This window comes from Pandoraea sp. SD6-2 (assembly GCF_000389825.1).
GTDB lineage: Bacteria > Pseudomonadota > Gammaproteobacteria > Burkholderiales > Burkholderiaceae > Pandoraea > Pandoraea communis.
This window is the reverse complement of record NZ_KB944444.1, coordinates 113,971-135,838: the sequence shown is the minus strand read 5'-3', so window position 1 is coordinate 135,838 and position 21,868 is coordinate 113,971. Positions and strand designations below refer to the sequence as shown.

General features: G+C 64.3%; 14 protein-coding genes. 8 read left to right on the top strand and 6 right to left on the bottom strand.

From position 1 onward, the window contains the following. Positions 1–14: 14 nt before the first annotated feature. The 5 genes from C266_RS13580 to C266_RS13560 form a co-directional block, all read right to left on the bottom strand. A complete protein-coding gene (locus tag C266_RS13580; protein WP_036662986.1) occupies positions 15–1,235 on the bottom strand; it encodes an MFS transporter in 1,221 nt (406 codons plus the stop codon). 162 nt (positions 1,236–1,397) lie between these two features. Continuing rightward, positions 1,398–2,513, bottom strand: a complete 1,116-nt coding sequence (locus tag C266_RS13575; protein WP_010805919.1) for an LLM class flavin-dependent oxidoreductase — start codon at positions 2,511–2,513, stop codon at positions 1,398–1,400. Positions 2,514–2,582: 69 nt separating this feature from the next. Continuing rightward, positions 2,583–3,116, bottom strand: coding sequence for an OsmC family protein (locus C266_RS13570; RefSeq protein ID WP_010805918.1), 534 nt, complete (start codon positions 3,114–3,116; stop codon positions 2,583–2,585). A 73-nt stretch (positions 3,117–3,189) separates the two neighbouring features. Further along, positions 3,190–4,212, bottom strand: a complete 1,023-nt coding sequence (locus C266_RS13565; protein ID WP_010805917.1) for a PhnD/SsuA/transferrin family substrate-binding protein — start codon at positions 4,210–4,212, stop codon at positions 3,190–3,192. Between the two features lie 200 nt (positions 4,213–4,412). Continuing rightward, complete coding sequence (locus C266_RS13560) at positions 4,413–9,437, bottom strand: NAD-glutamate dehydrogenase (RefSeq protein WP_010805916.1); 5,025 nt, start codon at positions 9,435–9,437, stop codon at positions 4,413–4,415. A 130-nt stretch (positions 9,438–9,567) separates the two neighbouring features. Between C266_RS13560 and dbpA the strand changes: the two genes are divergently transcribed. Both dbpA and C266_RS13550 read left to right on the top strand, forming a co-directional pair. Beyond that, positions 9,568–10,980, top strand: coding sequence for an ATP-dependent RNA helicase DbpA (dbpA, locus tag C266_RS13555; RefSeq protein ID WP_010805915.1), 1,413 nt, complete (start codon positions 9,568–9,570; stop codon positions 10,978–10,980). An 89-nt stretch (positions 10,981–11,069) separates the two neighbouring features. After that, positions 11,070–11,690, top strand: coding sequence for a hypothetical protein (locus tag C266_RS13550; protein WP_010805914.1), 621 nt, complete (start codon positions 11,070–11,072; stop codon positions 11,688–11,690). A gap of 15 nt (positions 11,691–11,705) precedes the next feature. Here the strand turns inward: C266_RS13550 and C266_RS13545 are convergent, their stop codons facing one another. Beyond that, complete coding sequence (locus C266_RS13545; protein ID WP_010805913.1) at positions 11,706–12,665, bottom strand: LysR family transcriptional regulator; 960 nt, start codon at positions 12,663–12,665, stop codon at positions 11,706–11,708. 220 nt (positions 12,666–12,885) lie between these two features. On the opposite strand from C266_RS13545, the gene C266_RS13540 reads away from it, so the two are divergent. The 6 genes from C266_RS13540 to C266_RS13515 all read left to right on the top strand — a co-directional run bounded on the left by C266_RS13540 (position 12,886) and on the right by C266_RS13515 (position 21,801). Continuing rightward, positions 12,886–14,142 carry a D-amino acid dehydrogenase gene (locus tag C266_RS13540; protein ID WP_036662982.1) on the top strand — a complete coding sequence of 419 codons (1,257 nt, stop codon included), beginning with the start codon at positions 12,886–12,888 and terminating at the stop codon, positions 14,140–14,142. Positions 14,143–14,342: 200 nt separating this feature from the next. Then, positions 14,343–15,245, top strand: a complete 903-nt coding sequence (locus C266_RS13535) for a transporter substrate-binding domain-containing protein (protein WP_010805911.1) — start codon at positions 14,343–14,345, stop codon at positions 15,243–15,245. A gap of 87 nt (positions 15,246–15,332) precedes the next feature. Further along, positions 15,333–16,061 carry an aspartate/glutamate racemase family protein gene (locus C266_RS13530; protein WP_010805910.1) on the top strand — a complete coding sequence of 243 codons (729 nt, stop codon included), beginning with the start codon at positions 15,333–15,335 and terminating at the stop codon, positions 16,059–16,061. Between the two features lie 470 nt (positions 16,062–16,531). Next, a complete protein-coding gene (locus tag C266_RS13525; RefSeq protein ID WP_036662980.1) occupies positions 16,532–18,304 on the top strand; it encodes a bifunctional diguanylate cyclase/phosphodiesterase in 1,773 nt (590 codons plus the stop codon). Positions 18,305–18,327: 23 nt separating this feature from the next. Then, positions 18,328–19,827: an HDOD domain-containing protein gene (locus C266_RS13520; protein ID WP_010805908.1), complete on the top strand. Its 1,500-nt coding sequence runs from the start codon at positions 18,328–18,330 to the stop codon at positions 19,825–19,827. Positions 19,828–20,430: 603 nt separating this feature from the next. Further along, positions 20,431–21,801 carry a nucleobase:cation symporter-2 family protein gene (locus C266_RS13515; protein ID WP_010805907.1) on the top strand — a complete coding sequence of 457 codons (1,371 nt, stop codon included), beginning with the start codon at positions 20,431–20,433 and terminating at the stop codon, positions 21,799–21,801. Positions 21,802–21,868: the final 67 nt, after the last annotated feature.

Here is a 21,868-nt window from a genome sequence, read left to right as displayed (position 1 = left end):
GCCGCCGTAGGGTATTACGCAGTCTGTGCGACTTTCTTGCCGCCCTCGCGAGCCTGTGCAGCACGCGCCATCCACAACGTCAGCAAGATAGCCGCGACGGCTGCGATGGCCGCACACAAGTACACCTCGGCGTACCCATACGCCCCCACGATCAGGCCCGCCACCGGGCCTGTTACGCCAAGCGCAACGTCGAGAAACACGGAGTACGCACCCAGTGCCGCACCACGGTTCTGTGCCGGCACCAGGTTGACAGCCGCCACACCCAGCGACGGGAACACCAACGAGAACCCCGCCCCCGAGAGCGCCGCCCCCAACAACGCGGTGAATCCGGTCGGCGCTATGCCAAGCACGACCAGTCCGAACGCTTCGAGCGCAAACGACACCATCGCAACACGGTAGCCACCGAAGCGCCCGATGCTGCTGCCAAGCAATAGCCGCACGCCCATGAAGCACACACCGAACGCGGTCAGCGCAAGCGCCGCGTTGTCCCAGTGATGGCTCGCGTAGTAAAGCGTGATGAAGGTGGAAATGGCGCCAAAGCCGATGGAACCCAGCGCGAGGCCCATGCCGAACGGCAACACGCGGCCAAGCACGGCATGGAACGCCAGACGCTCACCGTGGATGACCGGTGTCGCGCGCTTCACGCGCGCCAGCACCAATCCCACAATGCCGGACAGCGCAATCGCCCCGCCCAGCGCTTCAATGCCATAGGCATTGTCTAGCGCAACGCCCAACGGTGCGCCCAGCGCCAACGCGCCGTATGTCGCAACGCCGTTCCAAGAGATAACGCGCGCGGTGTGCGACGGCCCCACCTGCCCAATGCCCCACATGATCGCGCCCGTCGACACCCAACTCTCGCCAAAACCCAGCACGAGACGCCCGAGAATCAACGCAAGGAGCGAGAGCCACGCCACATCGGAGAACACACCGGCCAGCGCCACGAGCAAGCCAGATGCGCCGCAGGCCACCAATCCGCACAGCACCGTGCGCTTCGGCCCCCAAGCGTCAGCCGTGCGCCCGGCGTAAGGGCGCGAGAGCAGCGTCGCCAGATACTGGACGCTGATGGCCAACCCGGCAACAACCGAACTGTAAGCCAGATCCACGTGCACGAACGACGGCAGCACGGCGAGCGGCAAACCGACCGTCAGATAGCAGAGGAACGTGAAGAACACGGTGGAGACGATCTGCAATGTCGTCGCGAACTGTCTGTTCGCAGGGCGGGTGTCGTTGGGCATTGCGCAGGGGATCAGGAATCGACGAAACCCCAGGAAGCGCCAGCCCACACGCCGGGCAAGCATGCGCGTAGGTCAACTCAATCCTAGGGTTTTCCCGGATAATACGCCGTTTCGCGTCTTTTGTGTAAACGCTTAAAAAATGACGGCGAACCGGACTTTCAGTTACCGATTGGCCGCATTCCCGCGCGCCCGGTCCCGCTCGGCCGCGCCTTCGCGCAGCAGGGGAATGAGCTTCTGGCCATATTCCACGGTGTCGTCGAGCAGATTCCAGCCGCGGATGTAGAAGGCGCTCACGCCAATGTCGTAGTAACGAAGATAGGCCTGCGCCACTTGCTCCGGCGTGCCGACCAGTGCCGACGTCGAGCCGCCTGCGCCAAGCAACCGCGTGTACTTGAGCCAGAGGCGTTCGTCGGCCACGTCCTGCTCCTGCGCCACGGTGTTGAGCCGCTTCGCGCCGACGGAGCTGCGTACCGGCGACGAGAACTGCGGGCCATCCGCCTTTGCGGCCGCCTCGAGTTCACGGCGCGATGTCTCGAAGATATGTTCGGCGCGCTCCCACGCCTCGGCTTCGGTCGCCCCGAGAATCGGGCGCTGCGACACGCTGAAACGGACTTGCCGCCCGTGTCGCGCCGCTTCGCCCTGAACCCGCTCGACGAACGCCTGTGTCGGTGCAAGCGGCTCGCCCCAGAGCATGTAGACATCGGCATGCTTTGCGCCAACGCGCACCGCACCGTCGGACGCCCCGGCGAACGACAACCCGATCGAATCGGGATGGTGCGGCTTGACCGCCGAAAACGCGCCATCGACACGATAGAAGTCGCCGTGGTGAGAGAACGTGGACGCCTCGCGCCACACGCGTTTGAGTACGTCGAGATACTCGTCGGTTCGGGCGTAGCGGGCATCGTGCGGCACGTCGTCGCCGTCACGGCGCTGATCGGTTTCGTCGCCTCCGGTGATGATATGCAACGCCACGCGCCCTGCCCCGGCCAGACGCTCCAGCGTGAGCGCCTGACGCGCAGCCAGCGTCGGTTGCGTGAAGCCGGGGCGATGTGCCACCAGCGCGCCGAGCCTCGATGTCTGATACAGCACATAGGCGGCAATCTGGAACGCATCCGGACGCCATGACTCATGCCCGATCAGCACGCGGTCGTACCCCGCCTGCTCATGGGCGCGCGCCACCGCCGCGATGTACTCCGGTTCAAAGGCACTCGCGCCGCGCAATCCGGTCGTCTCAGTGACACAGCTGTGCGGCACCGTGCCGAGGATCTCGATGGGCATGACAGGTGTTTCCTAAAATCAGTATCAGTCAGCTTGAGCGCAGCCCACGCCGGAAGTCGTTCCACACGCTCACGCGGCGGTACGGGTGTGCTCGATCTGGCCCTGAATCGTCTGCGGGTTGATCAGGAAGTTGTAGATCGGGCAGGTACGCTCAACCGCTTCGTGCAGCGCCGCGATCTGTTCGCGCGACGCGGGCGATTCGATATGCGCCGTGTAGCGCACGTTGACCGGATAGACCGGCACATTCTCGAAACCCGGCTGCCCGGCACGGTGATCGATGTTGGCCGTCACCTCGACATTGATCGCGTCGAGCGGCACGTCCTGCAACGCCGCCTGCGTCAGAAAAATGTGCGTGAGGCAAGTGCCCAGCACGCCAAGCTGCATCTCCTGCGAGCCTGGGCCCAGCGAATGCCCCGCCAGTTCGGGCCCGCTATCGAAAATGATCTGAAAGTCGCGCACGCGGATGCGACGCACGCCCGTGCGACCTTCGGCGCTCACGCGCGCGCTCAATTGCGCGGGTTGCGAACCATCGTCGCGGATCTTGTTGCGCCAGCTTGTCACGGCGCCTTTCTTTTGCAGCAGATATTCACGCAGGTTGCTCACGAAAACCTCTTCGATGAAGTCGATGAAATGAATGGGATGAACGGCGCGAGGGCAGGAAAATCAGGCAACACCCTCACGCCGTCGCACGCGCGGCAGCCGCCGCCAATACGGTGTTGAAACGGGCGTCGAAGACTGGGCGCACCTCCACGGGCCGTGCGATGATGCCGAGCGACGCAAAGCGCTCGGCTTCCTGCTGCACGGTGGCGATGAGCGCGTCGTCGATGGGCGTGAACTGCCCGCCCGTGCGGCTCGCGGCAAGCGCGGCTGCGTCAGGCGACAGACGTGCGGTTTCGACCTGTTTGCCCGCCCATGCCTGCGCATGCGTGCGCACCCAATCGGCAGCGGTCTGGGCCCGCACGAGATAGTCCTGCAAGGCGGCGCGACGGGCGCTGTCGCCGAGCACGGACTTGCTCGCAAATTGGAAGGCATACGACAGACGTTGAGGTGTCGCGAGGATGCGCGCCCCGTATTGACGCTGTGCAATCGCCGCATTCGGGTCCCAAATGCCCCAGGCATCGACCTTGCCGCTGATGAGTCCCGCAAGACCGTCGGCCGGTGTCAGATAGACCGGCTCGATATCCTGCCAGCGCAACCCCGCCTGCTCGATGATCGACACAAGACTATTGTGGAAACCCGAGCCGCGAAAAACCGCCACGCGCTTGCCTTTGAGTTCGCTGACCTGATGTAGCGGCGAGTCGCCGCGCACCAGCAGCGCCCCGTACAGGCCATTGTTCTGTGCCCCCACAACGAAGGCGTTGCCCGGCCGGGCGGCAATCGCCAGCGTTGGCGTGTCGCCGCCCGAGAAAACGTCGATATGTCCGCTGAGTAGCGCCTCGAGCGCTGGCGGCGCCGCCTCGAAACTCGCCCACTCGATGCGATACGGCAGGTCTCGCAACGCACCCGCGATCTGAAGCTGGACGTCCGGACCAAGACGGCTCGCCAGACCGACGCGCAGCGTCACACCCGCCGGAATCGCCTGCGCGGCACGGAATTCATCACGGGAATAGGCACGCCTGGAAACGGCCAGCGGCGGCAAACCAAATGCGGCAGCGCCCGCCAGACGAAGCGCGCCGGAGAGAAAACGTCTACGACCCACGGGGGTGTCCTCTACGGTGAAAAACGAATAACCGTGTCGATTACACCATCCGTGGGCCGCTCGCCCAACCAACGATTCGCCACAAGGAATTCCGCGCCTATCGCATATGCAATCCCGGCAAAGCCATCGATCCCTCGATCGCGAACATACGCGGAACCCCTCGTCACATCACACCCGCCGCATCCGCCAGACGTCAGACATCAGCGCCCGACCTCCGCCAATGCCTTCAGACTCACCGACAGCATGGCGAGATCGGTATTGCCCACGGCCACCTGATCGGCAAGCACGCGGTGATAACGCGCCAACGCCTCGGCATGCGCGTGCTGCCACCCCGCGACCAGTCTGCCTGCCGGACTCGGGTCGGCGACGTCGGCAGCGTGCTCGACGGCCTCCGCCTGCTCGCCGCCGTCGAGCACGCTGGCCGTCAAACGCCGCCTGAGCACCGACAACTCCTCAAGCAAGGTGGCACGCGCGAGCCGTTGCCAGTGCGTCTGCATCGGCAAACCCAGTATGCCGGTCTGCAACCAGCCATAGCCGAGCGGCGCATCGAGCGAGAAATACACCTGTGCGGCAAGCGCGGGCTCGCGCGCGCTGGTGCTGGCCACTTCCGCAATGTCGAGCAATGCCACTCGCGCACCGATCCCCGCCGCCGTTTGTGCGAGCGACATCGGCACACCGGCGTCGATCATCGTCTGCGCCCTGAGGCGCGCATCCTCGGCCGCCTCGCCGCTAACCAAGGTGTCGAGTGTCGGCAAAATCGGATCGAGCACACCGCGCAACCGCTCGACGGTCTGCGGCACATCGCTCAGCCGCCGGCGCAGGAACCACAACGTCGCCTGCTCGTGCCATTGCGCGATGGACGCAAAGAGCGATGCCTGCGTTTCGTGCGAGACCCGTGCGTCGAGCGCATCGACCTCGCGCCATAGCGCGTCGAGGCCATAAGCGCCGCGCGCCGCCAGACTGGCCCGCACAACATCAGCCGGCTCCGCGCCGGTCTCCTCGCTCAATCGGTGTACGAACGTCACCCCCGCCCGGTTCACGAGCGCGTTGGCGTGCATCGTGGCGAGAATTTCGCGTTTGAGCGGGTGACGCAGCATCGCCGCGCCGCATCGGCTCGCCAGCGGCGTGGGGAAGTAGGACGGCAACTCCTCGGCTACGAAGTCGGCATCGGGCAGATCGCTTGCGAGCAGTACGTCGTAGAGCCACATCTTGCTGTAGGCCATGAGCACCGCGCGCTCCGGCGACGTCAGTCCCGCCCCGGCCGCGCGGCGCGCGTCGAGTGCTTCGTCGTCGGGCAGAAACTCGATGGCGCGCACCAGCCGCTGTGCCCGCTCGAGATAACGCATGAAGCGCGCGTCGTCGTCGAGCGCCGCCGCCGCGCGCAACCGTCCCAGCGACAAGGCTTGCGTCTGCAAATAGTTGTCGCGCAGCACGAGCGTGCCAACTTCTTCGGTCATTTCCGCGAGCAACGTGTTGCGCTGCTTGAGCGTCATTTCGCCATCCGTCACCACCAGACCCAGCAGAATCTTGATGTTGACCTCGTGATCGGAGCAATCGACGCCCGCCGAGTTGTCGATGGCATCGGTGTTGATGCGCCCGCCGTGCTGCGCGTACTCGATACGCCCGAGTTGCGTCAACCCGAGATTGCCGCCCTCGGCCACGACCTTGCAGCGCAGCTCTGCACCGTTCACCCGCAGACTGTCGTTGGCGCGGTCGCCCACTTGTGCGTGTGTCTCGGTACTCGCTTTCACGTATGTGCCGATGCCGCCGTTGTAGAGCAGATCGACCGGTGCTTTCAATAGCGCGCGCAACAGGTCGTTGGGCGGCATTTCAGTCGCGTCGGTGCCGATCAGTTCACGCACCTGCGGCGAGAGCGCAATCGCCTTGGCCGTACGGGGAAACACACCCCCGCCCTCCGAGATGAGACTCGTGTCGTAATCGGCCCAACTGGAGCGCGGCAATTGGAACATGCGCTCGCGCTCGGCGAACGACGTCGCCGCATCGGGGTTCGGATCGAGGAAAACGTGCCGATGATCGAATGCCGCCACGAGCCGGATGTGCTTCGAGAGCAACATGCCGTTGCCGAAGACGTCGCCCGACATGTCGCCGATGCCGACGACTGTGAAGTCCTGCGTTTGGGTGTCGACGCCGATCTCGCTGAAGTGACGCTTCACCGACTCCCAGGCGCCGCGTGCCGTGATAGCCATCTTCTTGTGGTCGTACCCGACCGAGCCGCCCGACGCGAAAGCGTCGCCAAGCCAGAAGCCGTACTCGGCAGAAATGGCATTGGCGTAGTCGGAAAAGGTAGCCGTGCCCTTGTCGGCCGCGACCACGAGGTAAGGGTCGTCGCCGTCGATGCGTACGGTTTGCGGCGGCGGCACTAGCTGACCGTCGACATAGTTGTCGGTCAGATCCAGCAGACCGCGCAGGAACGTCTGGTAACACGCCACGCCCTCGGCCAGATAAGCATCCCGGTCGCCCGGCAACGGCGGTTGCTTCACCACGAAGCCGCCCTTCGAACCGACCGGCACGATCACGGTGTTCTTCACCATCTGCGCTTTGACCAGGCCCAGCACCTCGGTGCGGAAGTCCTCGCGGCGATCCGACCAGCGCAGACCGCCACGCGCAACGCGTCCGCCGCGCAGATGCACGCCTTCCACGCGCGGCGAGTACACCCAGATCTCGAACATCGGCTTCGGGTCGGGTAGGCCCGGCACCTTCGATGGATCGAACTTGAACGACAGGTAGGTCTTTTGCGTGACACCATCCTTGCCCGTCTGGAAGTAGTTGGTGCGCAACGTCGCTTCGAGCACGCCAAGAAATTGGCGCAGAATGCGATCTTCGTCGAGATTGGGAACGTCTTCGAGCGCCGCATGAATCTGTGCACGCAGCCGCTCCGCCTGCGACGAGCGCACCTGTTCGCTCAGCGCCGGATCGAAACGGGCGAGGAACAGACGCACCAGCATGCCGGCAATCGACGGGTTTCCGGTCAGCGCACTCTCGATGTACGCGTTACTGAAGGTTGAACCGACCTGACGGATGTACTTCGCGTACGCCCGCAGAATGCGCACTTCTCGCCACGTCAGCCCGGCTTGCAAGACCAGACGATTGAGGTCGTCGTTCTCGACATCGCCTGCCCAGATGCGCGCGAAGGCATCTTCGAAGCGCGAGCGGGCCTGCTCGAGATCGACGTCCGCACCATCCAGACTCGTCATGCCGAAGTCGTGCATCCAGACGGCCCCCGTGTCGGCAGGCTCGATACGGTACGGACGCTCGTCATTCACCCGCACGCCGAGGTGCTCAAGCATCGGCAGGCTGCGCGAGAGCGCGATAGGCTCGCCCGCCTGATAGATCTTGAAGCGCAACGTGCCGGACGAGGCCTCCAGCGGCCGGTAGAGCTGCATGGCGAGCGGCGTGGCCCCGGTGGCCCCCGTCTGGGCCGGCGGCGCGGCGGCCAGCAGCGGCTCGATCAACTCGACGTCGCGCACCGCCACGCGGGCGGCATAGTCTTCGCGATACCCGGCGGGAAATGCCTGCATGTAGCGCCGCAGCGCACGTGTGCCGCGCTCTTCGCCCAACTGTTCGCGCAATGCGTCGGACAGGTCGTCCTGCCAACGGCGCGTCGCCTCGACGATACTCGCTTCGAGTTCGTTGACATCGACGTCCGGCACGTGTCCCGGCTCGGTGCGCACGGTGATGTGAATACGCGCGAGCATCGACTCGGAGAGCTGCGGCGTGAATTCCACGCTCGTGCCGTGATAGGCCGTCTGCAACAGGTTCTGCACACGCACGCGCAGATCGGTGTTGAACTTCTCGCGCGGCACGAATACGAGACACGACACGAAGCGATCGAAGCGATCACGTCGCACGAACAATCGTGTGCGCTGACGCTCCTGCAATCGCAGAATGCCCAGCGCGATATCGGCCAGTTGGTCGACTTCGATCTGAAAGAGTTCGTCGCGCGGGTATTGTTCGAGAATCGTGGCGAGCGTCTTGGCCAGATGCCCGTTCGGCAGGAAGCCGGTGCGCCCGATCACCTCGGCGACCTTGCGGCGCACGAACGGAATTTCGTCGACCGGCACCATGTAGACGGTCGACGTGTAGAGCCCGAGGAAACGACGCTCGCCGCACACGCGCCCCTGAGCATCGAAGCGTTTGACGCCTACGTAATCGAGATAGCCGGGGCGGTGCACGCTGGCCCGCGAATTCGCCTTCGTCAGAAAAATTGGCGCACTCTGCTTCACGATGCCGATGGCGCCGGGCGACAGACGGGTGATGTCGGGGGTGCTGGCGTCGCGCCGGGCCTCGCGAAGCACGCCCAGGCCGGTGCCCGCCACCCCTTGCAGGTAATGCTCGCCCTCGCGCTCGACCAGTTCATAGTCGCGATAACCGAGGAAGGTGAAGTGACGGGCAAGCATCCAGCCGATGAACCCATGCGCTTCGTCGATCTCCGCCCGCTCCTGCGAACTCACGCCCCTTCGTGCGGCATGTTGCACGAGGGCTTCGATGGCCGCATGAGCCGCCGCCTGCATCGCACGCCAGTCCTCGACAGCGGCGCGCACGTCGCCAAGCACACGTTGCAGGCCGTCCGCCAGCGCCTGAATGCGCTCGGGCTCGGAGAAGCGGTCGACTTCGATATGGATATACGATTCGAACCGGCCGTCGTCGGCCGTGGCGTCGCTGTCGCTCTGTGGTGCCCCATCCGACGCACCGGCCGCCAGCAATGCCCCCACGTCGCTCCCGCCATTGGACGGAACATGCGTGCTCCCAGGCTCGGGGCGAACGAGGCCGCTGCCCGGCACCACCGCGAGGCGCTTGCCTGCCGCGTCACGCTTGATGCGGTAGACCGGATGAAACGCCGAGTGCAGGGCCAACCCCTGCCGGTTGATCTCCATCGTCACCGAATCGACGAGAAACGGCATGTCGTCGTTCACGATTTCGATGACGGTATGGCTGCAATGCCAGCCGTGCTGATCGAGCGTGGGGTTATAGATGCGGATGCGTGGCTCGCCGGAGACGAATTTCTGGCCGAGTTGCCAGTGCGCCATCGCCGCGCCATAAAGATCGGCGACACTGCGCGAGACGACATCGTCGGCATCGGCCAGACCGTAGTAATGCCGTACGAAGGGTTCGAACAGCGCGGCCACCTCTGGCGCACGCTCCCCGGCCATCGTGACGACTTCCGCCATGTGCTGGCGGACTTTCTCTTCCGAATTCGCGGGCATGGGCAACCTCAAGCGGGAATGGACGAGACATCGACAGGCAGAGCCATGCTACGCCCGGCAGCCCCAGGCTGGCAACGGCGCGAACCCTGACGCGAGCACAACCGGCCCAACCCGACCGGTATAATTGCGCATGAACTCAAAAGCCACCGAATCGCGCAACGACAGCGCCCCCTTCTCGAGCCTGCCGCTCACGCCTGCCATGCAGGAGAACCTCGCACGGCTAGGTTACGTCTCGATGACGCCCATCCAGCAGGCGTCTCTGCCCGACATCCTCGCCGGCCACGACATCATCGCGCAGGCCAAGACCGGCAGCGGCAAGACCGCCGCGTTCGCGCTGGGCGTGCTCCAGCGCGTCGATGCCCGCGATTTCGCAGTGCAGGCCGCCGTGCTCTGCCCCACGCGCGAACTCGCCGAGCAAGTCGCGCAGGAAGTGCGCCGCATCGCGCGCGCCGAAGACAATATCAAAGTGCTTACCCTGTGCGGCGGCTCGCCCCTGCGCCCGCAGGCGGAAAGCCTCGCCCACGGCGCCCACGTGATCGTCGGCACGCCGGGGCGCATCATGGATCACCTGGACCGCGGCACGCTCTCGCTCGCCAGCATCAAGACGCTGGTGCTCGACGAAGCCGATCGCATGCTCGATATGGGCTTTTTCGACGACATCGCCACGGTTGCACGTCAAACGCCCGCTTCGCGTCAAACGCTGCTCTTCTCCGCCACGTACCCCGAAGGCATCGGCAAGCTCGCTCAGCGCCTGCTGCGCACGCCGCGCGAGATTCGTCTGGAAGAGAAACACGACGCGAGCAAGATTCGCCAGCGCTTCTATGAAGTGAGCGAGAACGAGCGTCTGCACGCCGTGGGGCAACTGCTCGACCATTTCCGGCCGGTGAGCACCATCGCGTTTTGCAATACGCGGGCGCAATGCCGCGATCTCACCGACGTGCTACGCGCCGAGGGCTTTCACGCCCTGATGCTGCACGGCGATCTGGAACAACGCGAGCGCGATCTGGTGCTGATCCAGTTCGCGAACCGTAGTTGCTCCGTGCTGGTGGCCACCGACGTGGCGGCGCGCGGGCTGGACATCGCGCAGCTCGAAGCAGTTATCAATGTCGACGTGACGCCCGACCCCGAGGTGTACGTTCACCGCATCGGCCGCACGGGCCGCGCCGACGAGGAAGGCTGGGCGTTCAGTCTGGCATCGATGAACGAGATGGGCCGTGTCGGCAACATCGAGGCCGCACTGGGCCACGAAGTGCCGTGGCACAAGCTCTCGGAACTCACCCCGTCGGGCAGCGGGCACCTGCTGCCGCCGATGGTCACGCTCCAGATGCTCGGTGGCAAGAAGGACAAGATCCGTCCGGGCGACGTGCTCGGCGCACTCACCGGCGAGGCCGGCTTTGCCGCCACCCAGATCGGCAAGATCAACGTGCTGGAGAACTTCACGTATATTGCCGTGGATCGCGACATCGCGCCGACGGCATTGCGCAAGCTCGCAGATGGCCGTGTCAAAGGCCGCAAGGTCAAGGTAAGATTCCTCCAGGATTGAGGTTCCTTAGGTTCCTTAGTTTCGTTACCCGCCGGTTTCGTCACCATCCGGATCGTCCCCTGAGCGCTGCGCGCGGCAAGGAGGCTGCAATGAGGTCACTACGTGCCCTGTGGTTCTCCCCTGTCGCGCGTCTCGCGCGGCGTTCGGCGCTGACGGCCCTGATGGCGCTGGCCGCCGGCTGGCTGGCGGCGTGCAGCACCAAGGGCGTACCGCCCAACCCCACCCTCACCGAAGACACCCTCGACGAGTACGCCCTCGTCATCGTCGGCCTCGACACGCCGCTGCAAAGCACGTGGGGTCCGTGGAATTTCTCGGACGTCTCTCAGACGGTCAACGGCATCATCGGCGGCAAGGTCACACGCACGCTCAACAGCAATCCGCCCACGCGCGGCTTCGTGGCCATGCGCGTCTCGCCGCTCATGCGCAACGAGCGCTTCGGACCGATGGAATTCACCCCCGCCGACAACAGCTATCGCTTCCGCTATTGCAAGGGCCGCAAGGTGCCGACGGTACAGGTCCGCCGGGGCGACGTGATCTACGCGGGCACGCTGGTGCTCGACAGTCACGACGGCAAGGTCTGGCTGCGCACCGAATTCGACATGGCCGGTGCGCGGCGCTTTGTACAGGCGAACTATCCCTCGCTCGCCGACAAGCTTCAGGCCCAACCGTTTACCTACTTTGAAGTGAAAAGCGAGCCGGGCTGCCGCTGATCCCGTCGGCAGGGCTTACCCCTCGTCAGCGTGCCCGCCCGGCGTAAGCACGATCTCCCGCCCCTCGCACAACGCTTCGGCACGTTCGCTGAGTTCGCTCGCGACGTCTGCCAGATGCCGCCGCAGCGTGTCTGCCAGCACGGACTCTGGCTGATGCGCGGGGCGCAACATCTCCACCGGAAATTCGATGGCCGGCGCCACGCGGTACAGGCGCTGTGTCTGCACATGCGCACTCGCCGCCGTGAACTGATCGAGCAACGCGTAACCCAGACCATGCTCGACGAGCGCCGCCGCCAGCGAATACGTCTGCACCATCAATTCGGCGTCCTGCAATAACGCCGTCTGATCCAGACGCTCGTTGATCAGCGCCCCCAGTGGCGTGTCGTCGTGCAGCTTGATGAGATCGCGCCCCGCGAGCGCATCGGCGCTTGCCGGGCCGCGACGCGAGAGCTTCGGCCACGACGCGGGCACGGCTAGCACGATGTGTCCCTGCGCCACCGGCCGGCTCACGATGCCCGCCGCCATCGGCGGTGCCGAGACGATGCCGACGTCGACCGACGACGTCAGGATCGCGGTAATCGTTTCGGTGGTGTGATGCGTAATCAGTTCGAAGACAACATCCGGATGCGCACGACGCATGCGCTCGATCGCAGCAGGCAACAGGCTCTGCGCAAGACTCGGCGTCGCCGCAATGCGCAGATGACCCACACCATGCTGGCGCAGGTTACGCGACGTGGTGCGCAGCCGCTCCAGATCGCTGAAGATGCGTTCAACGTCGGGATACAGACGACGGGCTTCGGCCGTTGGCACGAGCCGGCCCTTGATGCGATCGAACAGCTTGAAGCCCAGTTGCTGCTCGGCGTGCTGCAACACGCGCGAGACGACGGGTTGCGATACGTTAAGCAATTGCGCCGCGCCACTGGCCGAACCGGTCAGCACCACCGCGCGAAACGTCTCGATATGCCGCAATTTCATGCCTGACGTCGTCCCCTGTTCCAGATGCCGGATAGGCAGCGAGGCCGACCCTATAGCCAAAAGACATATGCTGCCTCAAATCCGCATAGGTTACCGAATTTTCTCGCTCTACACTGCGTAGCAAAGGGTGTGTAGAAAGCCTGCCGCGAGGCCCCCGCCCTCCCGCCGGGAATATTTTCCGCCTTGCATTCTCTAGCGTTTTTGGTTGTTATTCATCGTCATGCATATTGGAGTCATCGGGGCGGGCATCGTCGGCCTCGCGAGCGCGTATCAGTTGCTTCGCGCAGGCCATGAGGTCACCGTCATCGACGCCGGACGCGGTCCGGGCCTCGGGACGAGTTTCGCCAACGGCGGTCAGTTGAGCTACGGCTATGTCTCGCCGCTCGCCGCCCCCGGCGTACTTTCGCAACTGCCCTCGCTGCTGTTCTCGCGTACAGGACCGCTACGCATCAAACCCTCGTTCGATCCGGATTTCTGGCGCTGGTCGATCGAGTTCGTCAAGCACTGCAATGCGCGAGCCAACGCCAGCTCCACGTTGCGTCTGCTCTCGCTCGGCCTGCACAGCCGTGAGGTGATGCAGGAGTTTCTGGCCAAGGAGTCGGTGTCGTTCGACTACCGCCGCAGCGGAAAGCTCGTGGTGTATCGCGATGCGGGCAAACTCGCCGCCGCCGAGCGTTCGCTGGAGCTCGCCAACGGCCTCGGTTACACGCAGCGTCGTGTCGACGCTGCGACATGCGCCACCCTGGAACCCGCACTGGGCAAGATTGCCAGTGAACTGGCGGGCGGGATTCATACGCCGGGCGAAGGCACCGGCGATTGTCAGTCGCTGTGCAAGGAACTGGCACGACTTGTGGGCGCGCACGCAAGCGGCACGTTGCTGTTCGACCGCGAAGTGACGGGCTTCGACGCGCGCGGCGGCGCCGTGCAGGCGATTCGTACCCGCACGGGCGACGTGACGGTCGACGCCTGCGTCGTCGCCAACGGGTTGGCCGCCATGCCGTTGTTGCGCACGATCGGCGAGTCGGTGTCGCTGTATCCGCTCAAGGGTTACAGCCTGACGTATCGCGGCGCCCCGGTCGACGCACGACCGCAGGTGTCGGTGACCGACGCCGACAACAAGGTCGTCTATGCGAGCCTCGGCGAGCATCTGCGCGTGGCAGGCATTGCCGACCTGGTGGGGTATGACGATCGCATCGCGACGCACCGCATCGACGCATTGCGCTCCCTCTCTGCGGGGTTGTTCCCCGCGCTGAGCCGTGCGCACGCGCCGCTGGAATGGACTGGCATGCGACCGGCCACGCCGCACGGCCGTCCGGTTCTGGGGCGCGCGGACAAGTTGCGCAATCTGTGGCTGAACGTCGGCCACGGGGGGTTGGGTTTTACCTTGTCGATGGGCGCGGCGCGTGTGATTGCCGACGCCATCGACGGCAAGCGTCCCGCAGTCGATCTGGCAGGGTTTGCCCGGCTGGCCGCGTGACCCCTTGGTCGCCGACCATAGCGGGCCGGCCGGATCGAACGCCTTGATGACGAAGCAGGACGAGGCAGGACGCGGGATTTCAATGCATCACTCCCACGGGGATCGTCGGGAGCAAGTGTTGGGTTGTACCAGTGTGTTTTGGCTTTCGATATTCCAACGGCGCGGACCACCGTGCCATCACTTCCGATAGGACAGAGACCATGAAGAAGCTGTTTGCTCCCCTGCTGCTCGCCAGCGCTGCCGCCGCCCTGTTCGCGCACACCGCGAGCGCACAGGAACTGACGGGCACGCTCAAGAAGATCAAAGACACCGGCGTGATCGCTCTCGGGGTGCGCGAGTCGTCGATTCCGTTCTCGTACACGGACAATGCCGGCAAGACGATCGGCTACTCGCAGGAAATCGCGCTCAAGATCGTGGACGCGGTCAAGAAAGACCTGAATCTGCCGAACCTGAAAGTGACGGAAACGCCGATCACCTCGCAGAACCGTATCGCACTGATGCAGAACGGCACGATCGATCTGGAGTGCGGTTCGACCACGCATACGTTCGAGCGTGAGAAGCAAGTGGGCTTCTCGCACAACATCTTCCTGTACTCGATCAAGATGATCGCCAAGACGGGCTCGGGCATCACCGACCTGAACAGCCTGAAGGGCAAGACCATCTCGACAACCGCCGGCACGACGGCCGACCGTATTCTCTCGGGCAAGAAGGGCGAGATCGGCTTCAACCTGATTCAGACGAAGGAACACTCGGATGGCTTCCTGACCGTCAAGCAAGGCCGTGCCGCGGCCTTCGTGATGGACGAGCCGCTGCTGTACGGCCAGCGCGCCGCACTGTCGACAGACGAAGCCAAGGGCTATGAAGTGGTTGGCCCGAACCTCCAGTTCGAAAACTATGCGTGCATGCTGCGTCGCGACGACCCGGCGTTCACCAAGGTCGTGAACACGGTCATCGCCGACATGGAAAGGTCCGGCGAAATGGAGAAGCTGTACAACAAGTGGTTCACGCAACCGGTTCCGCCGAAGAACCAGAACATGAACTACCCGATGACGCCTGAAATGCGCGCCATGTTCAAGGATCCGATCACCAAGGCTTACGACTGATCCTGACGGGCCGTGCGTTGTGCGGGGGCCCCGGTTCCCGCACAACGCACGATCCGGTTTTCTGCCGCTCCCCCCATTGTCATCATCATGAACTCGCACGCCACGCTCGGCATCCTCGGCGGCATGGGCCCCGCCGCCGGCATCGACCTTTGCCGCAAGATCGTCGATCAACATCCTGCCAGCCGCGATCAGGATCACATCCCGTTCATTCTGTACTCGGTTCCCCAGATTCCCGACCGCACCGAAGCCCTGCTGCACGACGGCGCCTCCCCGCTCGACGGCATGCTCGACGGTGTGCACGCGCTAGAGCAATCCGGCGTCGGCTGCATCGCCATTGCTTGCAACACGGCCCACGCCTGGCTCGACGCACTGCGTCACCGCACCCGGCTGCCGGTGCTCGATGTGGTCGAAGCCGTCGCCAGCGAGTTGTCCACATGCGTCGCGCCCGGCGCCCCCATCGGCCTGATGGCCACCGAAGGCACGCACCACGCCAACGTCTACCGGCCGCGGCTCGAGGCCCTGGGCTACCGATTTGTTCAGGCGGCCGAACCGCTCGCGCACCAGGCGCTCGTGAGCGAAGGCATCCGGCTCACGAAGGCCGGCGACGTGCGTCGTGGCGGTGAAGCGCTCGCCATGGCGATGGAGCAACTGCTGGCCACCGGCGCGCAACGCGTCATTCTCGGCTGCACCGAAATTCCGGTCGCTCTCGCCACATGCGAAACCCCGCTGGGACGCTTCGGCCTGGACGCCTCGGCAGCACTGGCTCGCGCCTGCATCGCGTGGTCGCTCGCCCACGAGCCCCCGGCCCACGCCTGAACCGGCCGCATCGATCGTCGATGCCCGCTTCCCGAGCGACACGCCGCCCGGCACCGGCAAGGATGGCCGCGACGGTGGCGATGTTGCATTGCAGTAACAAAAATTCACGATTGCTGCCCCCCAAAGTGCTTCGCGCTTGAGTAGACTGACGCTCGCAGGAGAATCGCACCGGGCACCGGTGTGCGGAAGGTCCGGATGGCGGGCGTTTTGGGGCGACTATCGGCCAAACGTCAACGGCCGCGCAGGAAATAATCCCGATGTCTTGTCAGAAAAAAACCCACAGGGAAAAACCTGTGGAATGCGGCATGAAACGGGGATTGCGGCGACCAAAATCGCTGGCGTCTTTAGCTATAATGGCCCACAATCCATCGGACACCTGCCGGACCATGGTTCGGCCAAGAGCGTTTGCCTGAACGGGGAAGCACATGAGCGGCAGCGCGCTCGACGTGATGCATGCACAGACAACAACAATGAGTTCAGATCGACTCCCAGCCGGTGTGCCTTTCGTCGAACCTTCGACCATGGCGCCGGTCATCGCCGAGGGTAACCTCCCGGCGCCGGCGCCCGCATTATCCCGGGCGCTGGTCGAGCTGACCGGCGGACTCTCGGCGCACGTTGCTGCCGATGGCCGCTTCCTTTTCATTGCCGAATCCTCCCTGCGCCTGCTCGAATACTCACGTGAGTACCTCGACCACGCCACGCTCTTCGAGCTGACCGGCATCGAAGACGTGCCGATGTTGCAGGACGCCTTCTCCGCGGCCCAGACGCTCGGTCCCCAGCAGTGCACGGTGCGCCTGTTGCGCGGCCTGACCGACCGTATCTGGATGCGCCTGCGCATCGCTCAATACACGCCACGTATCGCCGGTACGAACGCATCGTTTATCGTGCATGGCGAGGACATCACCGCCTTCAAGGAAAACGAAGCGCGCCTGTCCGATCTGGCCGTGCGCGATCCCGTGACGGGTCTGGGCAATCGTCAGTACATTCAGCAGTGCATCGTCGAAGCCATTCAGCACGCCCGTGAAGGCGGCCCGAACTTCGCCGTCGCCCTGCTCGATCTGGACGGCTTCAAGAAGATCAACGATTCGCTTGGCCACGATGTGGGCGATCAGCTCCTGCGCGACGCGGGCCAACGCCTGATCGCGCAGATTCGCGAGACGGACATGGCCGCGCGCATGGGCGGCGACGAGTTCGTGCTGATACTGCCCGGCTGCGACGACGAACAGGCGCTCGGCGGGATCATGAAGCGCCTGCTCTCTGCGGTGCAGCAACCGTTTCAGGTCGGCGACCAGTTGCTGCACCTTACGACGAGCATCGGCGTGTCGTTTTTCCCGCAACATGGCGATTCGGCAGGCCTGCTCATCAAGCATGCCGACGCCGCCATGTACTGCGCCAAGGATCGCGGCCGCAACGGTCTGTTCGTCTACACGGACGATCTGGGCAATCTGCACCGTAAGGCGTTCTCGTTGGAATCGGCCATGTTCGAGGCGATTCACAACGGCGAATTCAGCTTGCACTACCAACCGATCTGCGACCCGACTTCACTGAACGTGAAGGGTGTCGAAGCGCTCATGCGCTGGCATCCGGCGCTCGGCCCGGTCTCGCCGACCGAATTCATTCCGCTGGCCGAAGCCAATGGCCTGATCAACCTGCTGGGCGGCTGGGCATTGCGCGCCGCCTGCATGCAACTCGCGCGCTGGGATCGCACCCGGCTCGACGGGCTGTACATGTCGGTCAACGTCTCGGCGCAGCAATTTCACCATCCGTCGTTCCCCAGCCTCGTGTGGCAAGCGATTGCCGACTCGGGCGTGGAAGGTCACCGGCTGGTGCTCGAAATTACCGAAAGCGTGCTCATGCGCGACCCGGAGCAGGCCAATCTTGTGCTGCGCGAGTTGCAGACACTGGGCGTGCGTTTCGCCGTCGACGACTTCGGCGCGGGCTACTCGAGCCTGGGATACCTCAAACGATTCCCGCTCTCCGCGCTCAAGATCGACCGCAGCTTCGTGAAAGACATGCCCACGTCACCGAACGACCGTACGATCGTGACGGCCGTCCTGGGACTGGCGCGCGAGTTGGGTCTGTCGGCTATCGCCGAAGGGGTCGAGACAGAAGAACAACGGCAGATGCTGATCGATCGCGGCTGCCATTCCATCCAGGGCTGGTTGGTGTCGAAAGCCCTGCCTGCGGGAGAACTCGAGGCGGCCTTTGCGAGCGGGCGTCTCAATGTGGATGCCGGCCACTGACCGGACATCCCCGCTACCATGACATGAGCCTTACCAAAGAAAAAACGCTCGAATTACTGTGGCAGCGCATGGCCGAGCGCGGCGACTTTCCGTCGCTGCAACGCTCGGTCACGGGCATCGTGTCTGCCATGCAAAGCGAGAATACAAGCACGGCCGACCTGGCGTCGTCGGTGCTCTCGGACTTCGCCCTCACCCAGAAAGTGATCCGCCTGGCCAACTCTGCCATGTATGCGCCGTTCGGCTGCAACGTGACGACGGTCTCGCGCGCGATCATGATCCTGGGCGTCGATACGATCGGGCACCTCGCCCTGAGCCTGAAGCTGCTGGAGGGTTTCGGTGAAGTTGCCGCCCATCGCGACGACATGGCCCGCGAGTTGGCCCGCGCCACGCTGGCCGGCGCGTTCGCGCGCGACATCACGGCGAAGAACGGTATCCGCGATGGGGAAGAAGCGGTCGTCTGCACGCTGCTGCACCACGTGGCGCGACTGCTGGTGACCTACTGCTTCCCGGACGAGTGGATGGAAATTCAGGCCATCGCCGCCGCACAAGGCATCAGCGACAGCGACGCCTGCGAACAGGTGCTGGGCATCTCGTTCCCCGAACTCTCGGAAGCCGCCGCCCGCAAGTGGGGGCTGCCGGAAACAATCGCGACGAGCATGCGTCCGATCGATCTGGAGGGCGACGCCCCGCTCTCGCACGCCGACTGGCTGTGCGCCGTGGCGAACATGTCCAACGAGATGGTGACGGAACTCACGCGCGGGGCAGACCCCGCGCGTCTGGCGGAGCTGGCGGAGCGCTATGCCGAACGCCTCGCGCTGAACATCGGCGAAGTGGTTTCCGTAGGCGAAGAGATGGTACGCGACACGAGCCATCAGGAATTCATCGCGATCAGCACCGGCGCGTCGAACACGCGTCAACCGCCGGCGGGCAAGCCACTGGACTCGGCGCGGCGTCTGGCTGACGGTCTCTCGGAAGTGCGGGCCGCCACCGGCGAGACCGACGCCGTGGGCCTGCTCAATCTGACGCTCGAGGCCATCCTCCAGTCGCTGGGCTTCGTCAACTGCGCAGCCTTCGTGCGCGCATCGGCGAGCAAGGTCTTCGAGATGCGCTTCGGCATCGGACGCGACGTGCAGTCGCTGCTCGGCCTGACGTTCCCCGAAGCCTTCGAGCCGGACGTTTTCCATCTGGCGCTGACCAACGGCCGGGCGATTCTGATCGACAATGCCCGCGAGCCGCGCATCGTGCCGCGTATTCCAATGTGGCACCGTCAGCATTTCTCGAACGTGAAGTCGTTCTTCCTGCTACCGGTTCGCCAGCGCAACCAGACCGTGGCACTGCTCTACGGTGACTGGGGCGGCGCGCTGTGCACGGGCGGCATCGGTGCAAAGGAAATGGAATTCCTTCACCACATGGGCGAGGAGATCTCCTGCAAGCTCGAGAGCGTGGCGCAGCAAAACGCCAGCACTGGCAATACCACCGATTCGCTCGCCCGCCGGCCATCCGGCACGACTGGCGCACGCTGAGCACCATCACGCGTCGCCAAGCCGCCGGTGCCCGGCAGCCTGGCGGCGAGTGAAGCCTCGTTCATCGGGCCCTGACGCCCCCTCTTCTTCGCTGACGCTCCCCCGTTCTCCATTCCCCATGCCGACGGCATATTCCGGGCCATTTCCGTTTGGCCTGTGTCGGTCTCGTTGTCGATCTTCCGTCGTGGCAAGCGCGTTCATTCGCCGCCGGGCAGCGCCCGTGTGTCTCTGCAATTCATACGCCAAACACAATCTTTAGTATTTCGGATTCGATATGAGCCTCAGCGGATCGCCCGCACTCACCGCCGTGCACAGGACGATGTGAACGTGGCCGATCCCGGCCCGCGATGTCTCGCGGCTGGCTTCCCGGCGGCATCTGCCCCATATGGCATAAGGCTTTCCCGGTGTTCGACCACGGCGGCACGGGCGGGCTTAACATGTCGCCATACCGCAGTTTTCGGCCGCGACGGCGTGCCGGTCGCCGCTCACGGCAGCGACGTCGCCGGCCCGGCGGCTTTTTGACTGCACTCGCTGCGCCCCGGTAAAAAATTTACGCTCGGTTCGCCATGTAAATCAAATCGTACCGTCGGATCAGGAGAAAACATGACGCAATCTGCTGCTTTACCGGTGCATCCGGTCGACGAGCGCCTGCCGCTCCCCAAGTTGTTCACGCTGGGATTGCAGCACGTGCTGGTGATGTATGCGGGGGCGGTAGCCGTACCGCTGATCGTCGGGGGCGCGCTCAAGATGTCGGTCGATCAGATCGCCTTTCTGATCAACGCCGATCTGTTTGCCTGCGGTATTGCCACCCTGATCCAGACGCTCGGCCTCTGGATCTTCGGCCTGCGTCTGCCGATCATGATGGGGGTGACGTTCACGGCCGTCACGCCGATGATCGCCATCGGCACGAACCCCGATCTCGGGCTGCTCGATATCTATGGCGCGACCATCGCGGCCGGTCTGATCGGCATTCTGATCGCCCCATTCATCGGGAAGCTGCTCCGGCTCTTCCCGCCGGTGGTCACCGGCACCGTCATCACGGTGATCGGCATCTCGCTCATGGGCGTGGGGATCAACTGGGCGGCAGGCGGCTTCGGCAATCCCGACTACGGCAACCCGCTTTATCTGGGCGTGTCGTTCGCGGTACTGCTGTGCATTCTGTTCGTCACCAAGTACGTGCGCGGCTTCTTCTCCAACATCGCGGTGCTGCTGGGCATTCTGTTCGGGACGATCGTGGCGATTGCGCTGGGCAAAGTGTCGTTTGCGAGCGTGTCGGAAGCGCCGTGGTTCGGCCTCATCATGCCGTTCCATTTCGGCATGCCGCGCTTCGATCCGATTGCCATTGCGACGATGACGCTGGTGATGCTCGTGACGTTCATCGAGTCGACCGGCATGTTCCTCGCGGTGGGCGACATCGTCGGCCGTCCTGTGGATCAGAAGACACTGGTGCGCGGCTTGCGCGTCGACGGGCTGGGCACGATGATCGGCGGCATCTTCAATACGTTCCCGTACACGTCGTTCTCGCAGAACGTGGGACTGGTCGGCGTGACCGGCGTCAAGAGCCGCTGGGTGTGTGCGATGGGCGGTTTGATCCTGATCGTGCTGGGCATGTTTCCGAAAGTGGCCCACGTGGTGGCGTCGGTACCGCAGTTCGTGCTGGGCGGCGCGGGCATCGTGATGTTCGGTATGGTCACGGCCACCGGGGTGAAAATTCTCTCGACGGTGGATCTCTCGAAGAATCGCTACAACCTTTACATCATCGCGATCAGCATTGGCGTGGGGATGATTCCGGTGGCGTCGGACAAGTTCTTCATGAAGCTGCCGCACGCCCTGGCGCCGTTCTTCCACAGTGGCATTCTGCTCGCCTCGATCAGCGCGGTGCTGCTCAACGCCCACTTCAACGGCTTGCGTAGCGAGGAAGAAGCGAGCGCACTGGCGCAGGAAGCGGGTAAGCAGGCAGACGCCGCGCATTGATGCCGCGGCGGCACGTCGGCCGGGGGCAATGGCCCGGCTGACGTGCTGTGCGCCCGCGATCACGCCA